The following is a 15,861-nucleotide window of genomic DNA, read 5'->3' on the forward strand; positions in this document are numbered from 1 at the left end:
GGCGGCGTCGGGTTCGGCGGCGTCGGGTTCGGCGGCGTCGGGTTCGGCGGCGTCGGGTTCGGCGGCGTCGGGTTCGGCGGCGTCGGGTTCGGCGGCGTCGGGTTCGGCGGAACAGGCGGCTCGGGCTGACGTGGCGGCTCGGGCTGACGTGGCGGCTCGGGCTGACGTGGCGGCTCGGGCTGAGTCGGCGGCTCGGGCTGGGTCGGCGGCTCGGGCTCGCCTGGGTCGGTGGGGGTCAGGTCGAGGTCTGGCCAGCGGATCCGGTCGACGTGCATCAGGTCTGGGAATTCTGGGTCGAATTCCCTTGGGGGGTGCGGGATATGCGAGCGGAAGGTGGGGGCCGATGGCGGTGGGGTCCGCCGGGGGGCCGTGGTGGTGTTCGGCGATTCAGGGGTTCCGTCGTCGCCGGGCGAGTTGGGAGTTGGCCGGGCAGGGTCCGCCTCACCGGGCGAGGTCGCGGGCGGGGCAGATTTCGCCTCACCAGACGAGTTGGCAGTAGGCCGAGCAGGATTCGCTTCTCCGGGCGAGGTGGCAGGCCGAGCAGGATTCGCTTCTCCGGGCGAAGTAGTGGGCCGGGCAGCGTCCGCCTCGCCAGGCGACGTCGTTGGCCGGGCCCGGTTCGCCTCGACAGACGAGTTGGCGGGCGGGGCAGGGTTCCCCTCATCAGACGAATTGGCAGTAGGCCGAGCAGGATTCGCTTCTCCGGGCGAAGCGGTGGGCCGGGCAGCGTCCGCCTCGCCAGGCGACGTCGTTGGCCGGGCCCGGTTCGCCTCGACAGTCGAATTGGCGGGCCGAGCAGGGTTCGTCTCGCCAGACACGTTGGTGGGCCGGGCAGGATTCGCTTCGCCGGGGGTAGGCAGCGGGTGGGTTGTCGTCGAGTCGGGGGCGGGTCGGTTGTTCGTGGCTGCGTTGTCGAATGCGGCGAGGGCTTCTTCCCTGGCCTGTTCGAGGTCGTTCAGCGCGCGGACATAGTCGGCGTGCGCCTCGATGTCTCCGTCGACCCGGTCCAGATCGTCGATAACCCGATCGTGGTCGGCAGCCGACTCTTCATCGGCGCGGGTGAACGCCTCGTCCACCGCTGCGGTCTCGCGCTGGCGGGCAGCTTCGATCTGTGCCAACGGGTCGGGTGTGGGCTCGGTGGGCTTGCGGTCAGAAGGTGGGTTGGCGGGATCGGTGGGGGTGGTCCGACCGTTGTTCGGCGTTTCGGCATCGGGGGCGCGCTGGTTGTTCGAGGCTGCGTTCTTGTCGAAGGCGGCGAGGGCTTCTTCCCTGGCCTGTTCGAGGTCGTTCAGCGCGCGGACGTAGTCGGCGTGCGCCTCGATGTCTCCGTCGACCCGGTCCAGATCGTCGATAACCCGATCGTGGTCGGCAGCCGACTCTTCATCGGCGCGGGTGAACGCCTCGTCCACCGCTGCGGTCTCGCGCTGGCGGGCAGCTTCGATCTGCGCCAACGGGTTCGGTGTGGGCTCTGGGCCGGAAGGCGGGGTGGTGGGACCGTTGTTCGGCGTTCCGGTCTCGGGGGCGGGGAGTGTGTGGGGTTCGGTGGCAGGTAGTTGTTCGGCGCGCACGGCCAGGTCCAGTTCGGCGAGCAGGCGGGCCAGGGTGTCGATCTGATCGGCGCGCAAGCGGATCTCGCCGCGCAGTGCGGCGAGCTCGGCGACCAGCTGGTCGGGGGTCAGGCCCTCGTGACGCTCGATCCGGCCGTCGCGGTACGCCTCGTACACCTTGGCGAAGGTGGCGTCGTCGGCGTCGGTGATGTCGACGCCGACGATCCTGGCCCAGTCTCGGTTCGCGCTCGGCCGGTGCGCCTGATCGGTGGTCGGCAGTGGACCGCTGTCGGGTCGGGCCGCCGCTTCGGCCACCGCGGTGGCGAAGTCGACCTCGCCGCGACCGCGCATCGCATCGGCGACGACATCGCGCACGCTGTACACGGCATCGGGATCGTGCATCGGCAATCTGCCGTCCACCACGCGCGGATCGGCGGACTCGTCGCCGCGCGGCACCTCGGAGTAGACGTCGACTTCCTGCAGCGCACTCGCGTATTCGGTGAGCGCGTCGCGCACAAGGTCGTGTTGCCCGTCGCGTTCGAGCATCCGCAGCAGCTTGCGCAGCTTCTTGGCCGAGAGCCCGCTCGCGCTAACCGCGTAGACCCGTTTGCCGTTCGGGCCATCGACGAATCCCGGTGGCAGCAACGCCATGATCCGGGGATCGATGTTCACCCGGGCGATGAACCGCTTCGGCACCAACCTGCGCGCCCGCTCCTCGGAGACGAGCCGCTGCGCGAGCTGGTTCCGCGCGGCGTCGACGGCAACCGGGTCGATCTCGCGCAGTTGCTTGGCGTAGGCGACCAGGTCGCCGACCTGTTGCACGCGAAGCGCTTTCGCCGTCGAGGTGTCGGTGAGTGCGGCCACCAGGGTTTCCGGGGTGAGCGCGGCCTGGGTGAGCCCGAGCCGCGTCGCGAGGTGACTGCGAGCGTCGCCGACCTCGTGGAAAGTCTGAATATCGTTGGCGGAGCGCGTGAAATCGCTCAGCGCCTCGATCTGAGTGGCCCGTACGGCATTGTCGAGCCGCAGATCCGGCACCAGCGCTTCGAGCTGGGACGGGTCGAGGCCGAGCGGGTTCAAGCCCAGATCGCGCACCACCCGCACCAGATCGGTCAGTACGGCGGTGGGCGAGCGCGGCGCGGTGGTGGACAAGGTGGGAGTGAGTTCGTCGGCATTGAGCACCGCCCGCCACGGACCGTCGCCGTCACGCAGCAATGTCACGGCCAGTTCGCGGCCGTCGACAACCTCGCGCCGATGCCGGACATCCGGGGTGTCGACGGCTTCGAGCCGAACATTGCCCGACCAATCCGTCTGTGCCACACGGTAATCGACAATCAGCTTACGCCGAGCGAGCTGGCCGGCGAGGTCGGAGTCGGCGGCCAGTAGCCCGGCCAGGACGTGGTCGCGCTGGGCGAGACCGTCGACGATGACCAACCGGTCGGGCCCGATCGCGTACGGCACCAGCGCCGCCTGATCGCCGTACCTGGTATCGACCGGCGTACCGCCCTCGTCACCGTCCGGGAAGAGCAACCGCTCGGCCGCCGCCGTGAACTCGGCGACCCGGGCCGACCTGGCGATGCTCTCGGCCCGCAGCCGTTCGAGCAGCGCGTCGGCATCGGCCCTGGTCGACACCTGATCGATGCCCACATCGCGACTTGCCGCCCAGGTGGCCAGCTCGTCGCGAAGCTGATCACGACGCAGCGCGTGCTCGAAGAACTTGCGCAGGCCCTCGTCGCGACCGAGCTCGTCGGCATCGCCCCACTCCGGCAGCGGCTCGGCGCCATTGCCGATCGGGGTGACATTGAGCAGCCCCGGATCGTGGCCGAAGGCCCGGAGGAATTCGTCGCGCAGCCGGCCGAGCGGGTTCTGGTCGATGAAGCTCACCTCACCGCCCATCGGCACGGGCCGAGGGGTGGGATCGGGATCGTCGTGTCGACCGCGCCGCGGCGGCGACGCTTCGTCGAAGTCGTCGTCATCATCGAGATAGCCGTCGTCATCACGGTATTCATCGATGGCGGCTGGTTCGCGCCGACCGGGCAGCCCCGCCGAATCCGGCCGGGTGCCATCGCCGAGATCGGCCCCGTAAGGCAGCGTCTGCTCTTCGATGAACCGCGCCACCGCGGCGGACAGCCCTTCGATCGAGCCGACCATCCGCATCGCGCGATACTGCTGCTCGTCGATGACTCGGCGCAGCGTTTCCGGCGACTCGTCCGGCAGCTCGATATCGAGCAGCCTGCGCGCGGCCTCGGTCAGCGTCTCCCCGTCCGGCGCGGGCGCGACAGGTTCGGGCAGTTGTGGTGCGGCAGGCGGCTCGTCCGCGAGCCGGTCCGCCGCCTCGGGCGAGATCAGGTCGTGCTCGAGCAAGGCGTCGATGATCCGATCACGCGCTGCGCCATCGGCATTGGCGAACGCAAGCAGCAGCCCCTCGCGCGCCTCGTCGGGTGTGGTGCGGCCGACTTCGAGGTCGCCGGTCACCTGGGCGCGCACATCGTCGGGGTCCACGTCGGTGTACCAGGGCTGGTACACCGACCCGTCCGGCAGCCGCATCGGCAGGTGTTCGCCCGCCGTATCGCGCATCCGGGCCGAGAGTTGGCCCAGCAGCGGGATCTTCTCCCGGTTGGCGATCCAGATCGGCAACTGCTGCGCGATCCGCAGGAAGGTCGGATCCGGCCCACCGGCCTCCGGCGGGGCCTGGATCACCGGTATGTCCGGGTTCGCCGGCGGGGTCACCGGCGCGGGCGCCGCCCCGCCCGACTCGACGAGATCGGCGAGGCCGCTGATGCCGTCGGCGATGGCGGCCTGCCCCTTGGAATCGCCGACCGGCGAGCCGGACGGATACTTGATCTGCTCCACATGCTGCGGCATGGAGTCGCGGATGAACTGCCATTCCCGGCGCAGCCGGGAGGTCGGTTCCGCGTCGGCCAACGGCGCGTTCTCCCCAACCACCAGCCACCGATCGTCGCCGTCCGGGCGGACATGCAACGGCACCTGCTCGCCGTCGACATCGATGACCACCTTCGGCGGGTGGCCGACGGCGGCAGGCTCGATCGGCTGGTGGGTCTCATCGCGCGCGGGCTCACGCGGGCTCTCGGGCTCCTCGCCCTCACGGGCGGGCTCACGCGTGCTGTCCGGCTCATCGCCCATGAGGTCCAGCGGCCGATCGACCTGCTCGCGAGGACGATTCGACGCGTCCGCCCGATCACCCGGATCGTCGGCGACCGGCAGGAGGTCTCCGGGATGGAGATCGGGGTCCGCGGCGTACCGCATCAGCAGTTCGTACAGCGCGCGGACGGGCGGGGGCACCTCGTCCACACCACGGAAGACCACGTGGGCGAACGCCTCGGCCAGCGCCTCGCCCGACCGGAGCATCTGATCCTGGTCGAGGCTGTAGCGGCTGAGCATGCCCAACCAGTCGCCGAAGTCGGCGTCGGGGTCGCGCTTGCTCAGCTCGAGCAGATAGGCCTCGGCGAGTATCCGGGCGTTCATCTGCCCCGCGGTGTCGAGGACGTGCCCGAACTCGTGCGCCACCACGTAGTAGACGGGCCGCGACAGCGCGGACGGGTAGAACAGGCCGGTGTCGACCGCGTCGCGAACCTGCTGGTGGAAGTCGTACGCGCTCGTCGCGTGGTCGTAATTGAGCGCGACTTCCTTGCTGTGGTAGCGGCCGGATTCGATGGGGCCACGCTCGGTTTCCCCGAGCACACCGAAGGGCATCGACCGAATCGCGACGCTGCGCAGATCGACGTCCGGGTGCTGTCTCGCCATATCGACCGCGCCCCTGGCGAATTCCTGCACCACCGACCAATTGAGGCCGGGCAGATCGAATCCGATCGCCGCCATGTCGGGATAGTCGAGGATGCGGGCGAGTTCGTCGCGCAGCCGCACGCCGACCTCGGCGGGACTCAGACCGGTCCATTCGTCGGCACCGGGCACCCCGAGCAACCGATTGTTGTCGGCTTCGAAGGAATCGATGTCCTCGCTGGGCGGGCGCAACGGCTCGATGCCATCGCCCATCCGGTCGACACCGGGCCGGTGTGAGGACTCCCCCGTCGCGGCCTGGTCGACGATCGGCAACGGGACATCGGCGAGGACGTTCACGCCGTCGCGCACCAGCAGCAGCTCGGTCACCGTCACCTCGCCGCGCGCGGAAGCGTGCACCAGGTGGTACTCGACCCGCAGTGTCTCGTCCCCGGTGGCCTCGCGCAGTTCGCGCACCGCATCGATCAAGGCTCGGCCCGCGTCGCTGTCGGGATCGAGACCGCGCGCCGCCATCTGGGCCGGGGTCTCGTTGAGGATCCTGGCCAGGTTCTGATCGATCGCCAGGGTGCGCCGCAGGTATTCCGGCGAACCCTGTTGCGCGTGTGCGGTTTTCGAGCCACCGAGGGCCGAGCCGACGCCCTTGGCCTCGACGACGATCAGTGTCGTCGGCGCACCGTCGACCGCCCGCGTCATCGACGCGATATCGACGGTGTTCGCGCCGTCGAAGGAACCGTCGAACGGGGACAACAGGATCGCGCCCGGCCTGGCCTGCGGGTCGAGGGCGAACGCCCGCCCCGCCAGCTCGCCGAGCTGCTTGGAGACCTCGACCATCTTCGGACCGAGGTCGTTGTATTTCGTCGCCGCGGCCTCCAACTCGGCGAGGGCGGTGAGCTCGGCCACCACGTCGGCATCGGTGAGCGACGAATCGGCGGCGAGCCGAGCCTGCTGCCGCTGGATCTCGGGTCCAAGGCGGTCGGTCGTCAGATCGCTGAGCCGCTCGATCTCGAACCGGCCCATGAGCTGATCCATGGTGGCGCGGACCGCGTCCCGCTCGTCTTGTAGCGCCAAGCGGTCGGCGGACGCGTCGCGCAATTGCTGGGCGAGGTCGGGATCGCGCACCTCGTAGGTGTGCGACTCGCCCTTCTGCGCGAGGTAGTCGTAGTCCGCGGCGGTGAGGTGATCGTCGATGAACTGGTTGTTCGTGTTCCGGTAGCCGAAGTTGGCGTCGCGGTGGGTATTCGGCGCGTCGTCGCCGTGATGCAACGTGCCGTCGGGATCGCGGTAGCTGTCGGCGCGCGGATCGGGGCCCTCGCCCATCAGATCCAGCGGACGGCTGCGCGGTGGGGTATCCGGCTCCCCCGCACCGATTTCCGGCTTCGTCCCCTCGGGCCTCGGCGTCGGGTTCTCCGGTGCGGGCGCTTCGAACGGGACGTTCGCGCGGTCACCGGTGAGCGGGGTGCGGTGACCGTCCCAGTGCTCGCCCGGCATGCGCGAGACCCGGTCCTGGATTTCCTCCCAGGTGAGGTTGTAGTCATCGTCTTCGTAGCTGCGGCGCCGCTGCTCGGACCACTCCCACGCATCGCGCATCAACAGCAGGTCGCCCGGCTCCGGCTCGCCCCGGCTCAGTCGATCCCACGCCTCGGCCACATGGGCCAGCCGGTCGAGCGGACGCCAGCGCGGCTGACCGGAATCCGGGTCGGTCAGCAGGATCTCGTCCTGCATGAGCAGCCGCTTGATCTGGCGCACATTGTCCGGAGTGAGGTCCGGGACCCGGCTCGGCAGCTGGTGGGCGACCGTGTCGGCGATGACGTGCGGTGGCACACCCGCGTCCAGCCAGTCGTACACCTGCCGCAGTACTTCGCGGCGCGCGTCAGCCTCCGGATCCTTGCGGCTGAATCGGAGTTCGGGGTCGGCGAGCTGGGCCCTGACCTCGTCGATCAACGCCCGGCGTCGGGTATCGGCGTCGCCGGGCAGGCGGGCGGCCGCGTCGTCGAGGGCGTCCTCGAGGGCGCCGACCATCTCCCGAGCCTGCGTCCGCTGATCCGCCACACGCTGATCCCGCACGGCTTGCGCGATCGCATCGGCATCGCTCGCGGTGCGCAGGAACCGCTCGTATTGATCGTTCGCCCAGCTCTGTACCTCGGCCCAGGCGGCCCGGCGAGCATCGCGGCGATCGCGCATCTGCGCCGAATCGTTCGGGTTGGCGACCACGTCGGCACGGTCAGGCGCGTTGACGAACGGCTGCTCCGGCGAGCTGAATCGGCGGAGCAGCCGCTTCCGCTTGAAGCCGGGGCTGATCCGGTGCGGATTGTCCGAATCCGAGAACCACGACCAGCCCGAGAACTTCACCAGTTCCACCGTGAGCCGCAGCAGGTTGGACGCCGCTTCGGGCACCGGATTCGCGTGACTCTCCAGGCCGGGGTCCAGTGGCGGACCACCGGGCAACCTCGGCAGGAAGCCCTCGTTGATGCCGGGGCCGGGCGTACCACCGAAGAACCCGTCCGTGACGGCCGCCTGAGTCGGACTGACGCCGACACTGCTCACGCCTTCGGGCAGCGGCCTGCCTTCGAACTGCTCGGGGCGGTCGTCGGAGCCGCGCCGATTCTCCCACCGGGCGCCTTCCGGGTTGACGCTGTGCCAGGTCCCGTCGGACGAACGCCACTGCACGACATCCAGATGCGTGCGCTCGCCCCGGCCGTCCCGGTTCGTGAAATCGATGGTGGTGCGCCGCACCTGTGGTCCGTCGTCGGGCATGGCATCGACGCGCGCATTGCCCTCGCGGTCGGCGGTGATCCTGCGGAACTCCACCGTGGCGCGGTCGCTGGTGAGGGCCCTGACCACCGCGTCGCTGGTGCTCAGCGCGTGTTGCAGGGCGGCATCGTGGTCGGTGAGCCCGCCGTCACGCGGCATATAACCCAACTGATCGCGCGGGCCGTAGACGATGATGCGCGGCGGTTCGCCGTCCACGAGCCCGACGTCTCTGGTGTGCATCCGGCCACCTTTGCCCTCGATGTCGGTGCGGGCCGCACCGGCCACCAGCGCCATCTCATCCTGCAGGCGGCCGATCCGATTGTGTGCCTCGTTCACATCGCGGGCGGCGGTGGCGAGGGTGTTGATCTCGTCGGCGCGACGCCCGGGTTGGCTGTCACGCAGCTCGTCGATCGTGGCGGCGAGGTTCTCCGGGCTCAGCGCGGCCTCGTTGATCGCGCCGTCGGCGTCGACCAGGCCGAAGCGCTGCGCCAGGTCGTCGCGCATCGCGCGGTGCGGCTTGATCCGCAGCAATTCGGCGGCGCGGCGACGGGCCAGCCGATCCAGTTCGGCGGCGGCCTCAGCCCTCGGCGGCCGACCGTCGATGGCGCCGCTGGCCTCGAGTCCGGCGATCTGACGGTCGACGGCGGCGAGGTCTTCGCGCAGGTCGATGACTCGGCGAGCGGCATCGTCGAGCTTGGCGGCGGCCTCACGCCGATGCGCCTGGTCGGCCTGCGAGCGCCGCTCGTTGACCTGCCCGCCTGCTTCCTCGCCGATCGCCGCGACCCGGGTGGACTGCGACGCCGCCTCGTCCGCCAGCCTGCGCATCGTCTGCGCGAGGTCGGCCCGGGTACCGACGGCCCGTTCGGCATCGACGATCCCCATCAGTCGCGTGACCCGATCGTCGCGCTTGGCCCGCCAGAACTCGGTCTCCCGCGCCAACTGGTTCCGCTCGGCCATCAGCCGGTCGTACTCGGCCTTGGCCCACGCGTCGGCCGCGGCGATATCCGGTTGCGACGCAGGAGGATCCATCATCCACGCCGCACGCGGATCGGTCGGCGACGGATCGGTCGGCGATGCCGGGTCATCCATCATCCAGGCACGACGCGGATCCGTCGGCGACGCCGGATCGTCCATCATCCAGGCACGACGCGGATCTACTGGCGGCGAATCAGACTGCGACGCAGCATCATCGGCCATCCAGGCCAGACGGGGGTCAATGGGAGGCGAATCCGACTGCGACGCCGGATCATCCAACATCCACGCACGACGCGGGTCCACTGGCGGCGAATCAGACTGCGACGCAGCATCATCGGCCATCCAGGCCAGACGAGGGTCAACGGGAGGCGAATCCGACTGCGATGCCTGGTCGCCCAGCATCCACCCGCGACGTGGATCGATCGGCGGCGAGGCAGGATCATCGACCATCCACGCTCGCCGTGGGTCCACCGGCGGTGTGACAGGGTCATCCGATGTCCGCCCACGGCCCGGGTCCAACGGCGACGAATCCAATTGCGACGCCGGATCACCCAGCATCCACCCACGACGCGGATCCGTCGGCGACGAATCCGAGCGCGAAGCAGGGTCCATCATCCAGCTCACGCGTGGATCCGGGATGGGGCGGCCGGGGTTGTCCTCGCCCATCAGGTCGAGCCCCCGGCGATTCGGCGATTCGGGGTCCGGGCGAAGGTGCGGGTATTCCGGCGATGCCCCCTTCTCGGGCAGCGTGCGTAGTACTTCGGCATGGAACGCGGCGAAGTCACCGCCGTTGGCGAGGGTGGCCACCAGCGCCGCGTGGATCGCGTCCGAGCGCACGAACCCGAAACTGTTGCCCGAAGGATGTGCGCCGAAGCCGACACCCTCCAGTACCTGCCGCGTCATCGGCGGGGCATCCCAGAGGAAGACGTCCCCCGCTTGATCGCGATAGTTGCGCAACCACTCGGTCACCCGGTCCACGTCGCCGAGATCGCGCACGTAGACCACGACGGCGTCGGGCCGGGTGGCCAGCGGGCCCGCCACCTTCGCGGTTTTGACGCCAGGGTGGTCGTCATCGAGGATCAAGTCGCGCACGAGGTTTCGCATCAGCTCGGGCGCGGCATCCATGCGGGGGTTCACGTACACCCGGTACCCCGGCGAGAAGTCGGCACCCGGTCGGCTGAAGTGCAGGAAGTGGAAATCCTGCCCGACGGAATCGACGTCTTCGGGCAGGAGCATCCCGCGCCGATCCGGCGCCTGGATATACGCGTACCGAAGCTCGGGATTGTTCACCAGCAGGTCGGTGATGGCACGCAGGTAGCCGGCGGGGTCGGAGGTCACATTGGGCGCGTGCGCGAGCGCGTACTGGTTGTACACATCCATGGCGTTGCGCACCGAGTCCCGGCGGTCCCAGACTTCCCGGACGAAGGCGTCGAGGCTCTCGCGCGACAGGCTCGGCGGTTCGAGACCTGCCTGCTGATACAGCGCGTCGCGCAGCTCGAGCAGTTCCTCGAACGACAGATCGGGCCGGTCGGCGCGCAACTCGTCGAGCGAACGCGGCGGCCCGCCGGCATCCGGGCTCTCGCCCAGCGCGATCCCGTCGACAACAGGCCCGAACGGAGCGTCACGCGGGAGATCGGGATTGCGCCCGGCCTCGTATGCCTCATCGGGACTATAGAACCGCGGCTCCTGCGCGGGCTGACGCGGATCTGGTTGCCGCCCTGGCGATTCCGCCGAGTTACGCGGATCCGGCTGCGGCCCCGGCGATTCCGCCGAGTTACGCGGATCTGGTTGCCGCCCCGGCGACTCCACCAAGCCACGCGGATCCGACTGCCGCCCCGGCGACTCCACCACGCCACGCGGATCAGGCTGCCGCCCCGGCGACTCCGCCGAGTCATGCGGGCCGGGCTGCCGCGCGTGCGGCTGCCCCGGATTGCGCGAGTCAGGTTGCTGTGCAGGTGATTCCGGCAGGCTGTGCGGGGCGGGTGCGGGGTTGTCGGTACGTGGTGTGGGTCCAGCGCTGTTCGGGTCAGCGGATGACCATTGCAGGCGGGGGTCAGCGGCGCGCGGCGGCACGACGTTGCCCTGGGAATCCATCAGGAGGGCCGAGACCGAGCGCAGGTCCGGTGGGGTGGGGCGCGGATAAGGGTGGCGCGCACCGGTTTCGGGGTCGAGTATCTCGACGCGGTGCTGGCCGGTCGCCGGATCGAGGCCGACGACCATGGCGTAGGGCGCGCCGCCGACGACGAGCCCTTGGCCGGGGCTCACGAACTGGTCGACCACGAAGGCGCGCGGACCGGCGCCGCGGGCGATGTCGGCGGGATCGGTGTCGCGGGCCATCCGCATCAGCTCGTCGACGATCCCCTGGTGCCGTGGCCGACCGGCGCCCGGGTCGGCGTAGTCGTGCAGCGGGCCGCCGAGGGCAGCCTCCAGATCCGCGCGTGACCGGCCGTCCTCGCCCATCCGGTCCGTGCGCAGGTCGCCGAAGTCGCGGGGTGCTCGCGGCGGGTCCGCAGGCTGATGCGCGCCGTCGGCGACCGGTCCGGTGGTGTTGCCGGGCCGGAATTCCTTCCATTTGCCACCGACCAATTCGGCGGGCTCGTCGGGTTCTGGATAGACACCGACTTCCTTGGTCGGCGCGTGCACCTTCGCACCGAGCAGGTCGGCGAGTGCCTTCGCGAAGCTGCCGTCGGCACCGCTGTGGCAGGAGAGCAGCCGCACCGGCGTGCCGCGAACGTATTTCGGGTTGCTCAGGATCGCCTGGGCGATCAGCTCCACATCGACCCGACCCGCCTTGCCCGGAATCGGGTGCCCGTCCATGCTTCCGTGCAGGACAACGTCGTGCGCACCCTCATTGCGCACGTTGTCGCGCACATTGTGCGTCTTGGTGTCGTTGCCGATGGACGTGGCGGTCGGCGTGTGGACCACGCCCTGACCGTTGGGCAGCAAGTACGCGTAATCGGTTCTGCCGTCAGCGATTCCGTCGTCAGCCTCGCTGCTCCGGTCGGCACCGTCACCGCGACCGGCATCGTTGCCGCGACCCGCATCGTTGCCGCGGTCAGCACCATCACCGCGGCCCGCATCATCACCGCGGCCCGCATCATCACCGCGGCCCGCATCGTTACTGCGGTCGGCGCCGTCACCGCGACCGACGCCATCGGCAGGCGCACCCGGATCGCCGATCGGAACGCGGGCGCGTCGACGCGCGGGATTCGACGGCGCGTTCTCTCCGGGAACGAGCGGCACGATCGGCGCCACCGCCTCATCGATAGGCGCGGCCCGCCCCGTTTCCCCGTTGTCCGCACCATCGCGCGATTTCGTCGCCACGTCGTCCGCACCCTCGGCGCGCACGGCGGGCTGGTTGTCCGCACCATCGCGCGAGCTCGTCACCACGTCGTCCGCACCCCCGGCGCGCACGGCGGGCTGATCATCCGCACCATCGCGCGAGCTCGTCACCGCATTCTCGGCACGATCGGCGCGCACGGCGGGCTGATCATCCGCACCATCGCGCGAGCTCGTCGCCACGTCGTCCGCACCCTCGGCGCGCACGGCGGGCTGATCATCCGCACCATCGCGCGCGCTCGTCACCGCATTCTCGGCACGATCGGCACGCGCGGCAGGCTGATCATCCGCACCATCGCGCGCGCTCGTCACCGCATTCTCGGCACGATCGGCGCGCACGGCAGGCTGATTGTCCGCACCGGTCAGCCCCTCGTCGGCGAGCCCCGCGCGACTGTCGGGGTGGCCAGCCGCATCGTCGGCACCGGCTCGTGACGCCGACGATTCTCCGGTCACCGGCATCGAGTCGGGGGTGGGGCCGACGATCCCCGCACCCGAGAGGCCATCCGCCCCGGCACCTTGAATCAGATCCCCGGCCGAACCCCGACTCGGAGTGGAAGAGGTTGGCGCACTTCGTGGTTCGCCGCCAGTTGCAGCCTGGGAGGCGGGCGCTTGGTTACCCGGCGCAGCAGGATTCGGACTGCCCGCCGTCGGCGCCGAGCTGCCGACGGCCGGAGTCGCACTGCCCACCGCGGCCGGTGCCGGGTTGCCCACAGCAGCCGGGCTCCCCACCGCGGTGAGAGGAGCGGCGGCAGCTACCGGAGCGTGCGCCAACTCGCCGGGCGTTGCCGCGGTGACCGGCGCGACGGAGTCAGCGGCACCACGCGAACCGAGGTCTGCGCCCGACAGCCCGTTCTCCCCCAGCGGAACACCGGCCCGCTGCGCACCATTCGGATCCCCGGCCTGACCGACCGACGAATCAGGCTCCGCCCCATTGCGATTCGTCTCCGACGACGCGCCTTCGGCACGATCATCACTCCCCGCCCGATCGCCTTCGGCTCGAGCACCCTCAGCACGAGCACCGTCCGCACGAGCACCGTCCCCTTGAGCACCGTCCGCACGATCGCCCTCAGCCCGGGAATCCTCGCCGCCTCGCTGACTGCCGGCCAAGTCCTCACCCTGACCCGCCCTGGAAACAGCACGATCGTCCCCCGCCGAAGCGGCCGGCTTCGCTGCGCCGCCCTCGGATTCACCGATGGACGCCGCGGCAGCGGGACGCACCGAAGACCCGTCGTTGCTACTCGACCCGAGCCCGGACGGACCACTGGCCCTCGGCCCGTCCTCGCGAGTTCCCGCGGCGGTGTCATCACCATCGCCTTCCGCGAGCCCGGCACGGCTCCCCTCACCCACCCCGGCCTCGTCGTCGGCACGCGTCGGACCACCCTGCGCGGTGTCATCGTCGTCCGCGCGCGAACCCGCACCGAGCGCGCCGTCGTCACCCTCGCCGGCACCTCGCCCCTCGGGCGAGCCGATCCCGGCGATCTCATCGATCTGCGCCCGCAGACTCGGCCCGTCCATCGTGTCGAGGCCGAGCGTGGGGACGCCCTCGCGGGTGCGGTAGGCATGCGCGCCGGTCCCGCTCAGGCTGGACAGCAGCCCGTTGGACACCCCCGCCGTCAACATCAGCGGATCATGATTCTTGGGGTTGGCGGCGTGCGCGGCCCGATCCCAGGCCGCGTCCCATTCTTCCTGGTTCTTCGCGTCGTGCAGGTCGATGGCCAGCTGGGTGCCGATGGCGGCGTAGTTGCCCGCCTCGGCCCCGACGAAGCCTGCCGTCGGCCCCGTGATCGCGGCCTTGAGCCACCGGTTCATCTGCGGGCCGAGGATGCGGTCGCTCATGAGCTCGCCCGCGGGCCCGGCGAAAGCGCCGCCGATCGCCGAGCTCACCATGGTGACCAGCAGCTGGCGGTCGTTGATCTCGTCGCGGTGCCCCTGGCTCACCTGCCAGGCCTGGGTACCGAGTTCCTGCATCGTGCCGAGGGTCAGGTCGATGGCCACATGCTTGGCGAGGAACTTCAGGATGGTCTTGACGAAGGCGTTGCGGCCGAAGCGGATGAGGGCACGCGTGGCCGCCTGCCCGATGATCCGCACCGCCAGCCGCGTCGCCAAGATCGCGGCGGCGTTCAGCGCGGGCGAGGCAGGCGTCGGCGGCACCCAGCACAGGGCGATCTCGAGCGCCAGCAACGCCAGCGACGAGTAGAACATGATCTTCGTGTACTCGACCTCGGTGCCGGTGTTGAACACCGATTCGCCGACCGAGTCGAAGTACTCGGCCAGCTTCTCCAGCGACTGATCCTTTTCGGACCCGTCGCCGCTGCGCATCGAGTTGAAGTCCTTGATCATCTCCTCGACGCCCTTGCCGAACGGATAGGCCGTCAGCGAGGCCGCTTTCGCGTCGTCGATGTCGTCGAGGATCCCGCGCAGTTCCGCCGCGGCCGCCTTCCAGTCCTCGGCGAGACCGAACAGCTCGTCTTCGTTCCCCTCGGGCCACTCCATGCCGGCCGGATACTTGAGCCAGCCCAGCTCATCGGGAAGATAGATCATCCGTGGTTACGCGAGGTCACCAGCTCGAGTCGGTCGCCGAACCCGACCGATCCGGTGCTCCGAGTAGCTGGTCGCCTTCCGAAATCTCCTGCCGCTCAGCGGAATCAGGGGCCGCGAGGGAGGCCTCCACGGCCTCGGGAACGATGAGATCAGGCATGTCGGCGACGAAGTCGGTCAGTTTCGGCAGCCGCGAACGGCTTTCCTGCAGCGGTGCCATCATTTCCTGGGTCAGCCGGGCGACCTCGGCCGCTGCCTGCTGCGCGGCTTCGGTTGTCGCCCTGGCGATCTCGGGGTAGGTGAGATCGTCGATGTTGTCGCTGAACTTGGTCTCGATCACCTTGTAATCAGCGTTCACCGACACCGTCACCCGCTTGCGGACCGTCGCGCTGGCAATGATCTTGGCGCGGTCGCGCTGCACCTGCGCGATCGAGCGCATCTGCTCCTGCACACCTTCGATGATGTCGGCGAGCTGGGCCTTTGCCTGTTCATTCGTCATGATCGATCGACCCCCGGATCAGCGCAAGCCGTCGTAGTTGCCCTTTTCCATCTGCTCGAGCAATCGGGCAGACTCCAGCTGCCCGGCGGACATCGTGCCCATGTTGCCCGCGATGGTCGCGGCGCTGTCGGTGGTGTTCTTCTTCGACGCCTCGTAGCCGTTGTCGGCGTCGCCTTTGAAGAAGTTCTGGCCCAGTGTGTCGTTGCCCCAGCAGGTGCCGCGCCGCTCAGCTGCCGCGTCGAGCCGGCTGATGACGCCGTTGATCTGGTCGCGAACCGAACCGGTCTTGGCGGCCGCCCTGCGGAACAGCAAGGGTTCGTACTCGAACTTCTCCACCATCGCGTTCGTGTCCCTCCAGCGTCAACGCACCGTTCCACAATTCGTTTGCTGCGCAAAAGAATGACAGGGGTGAGCGAATCTTTCGTGACGCCAACGTGAATGGAGGGTTCCCACCGC

General features: G+C 69.6%; 3 protein-coding genes. All 3 read right to left on the bottom strand.

The genetic code is table 11. The features are described from left to right. A partial coding sequence (locus tag ACFXKN_RS12010; protein WP_379432958.1) for a T3SS effector HopA1 family protein occupies window positions 1-14,909 on the bottom strand: 14,909 nt, incomplete at its 3' end. 16 nt (window positions 14,910-14,925) lie between these two features. Next, complete coding sequence (locus ACFXKN_RS12015) at window positions 14,926-15,405, bottom strand: YbaB/EbfC family nucleoid-associated protein (protein WP_378953859.1); 480 nt, start codon at window positions 15,403-15,405, stop codon at window positions 14,926-14,928. A gap of 18 nt (window positions 15,406-15,423) precedes the next feature. Beyond that, window positions 15,424-15,744 carry a hypothetical protein gene (locus tag ACFXKN_RS12020; RefSeq protein ID WP_378953851.1) on the bottom strand — a complete coding sequence of 107 codons (321 nt, stop codon included), beginning with the start codon at window positions 15,742-15,744 and terminating at the stop codon, window positions 15,424-15,426. Window positions 15,745-15,861: the final 117 nt, after the last annotated feature.

The sequence above is a fragment of the Nocardia sp. NPDC059195 genome (assembly GCF_042754695.1).
In the GTDB taxonomy this organism is placed as follows: domain Bacteria; phylum Actinomycetota; class Actinomycetes; order Mycobacteriales; family Mycobacteriaceae; genus Nocardia.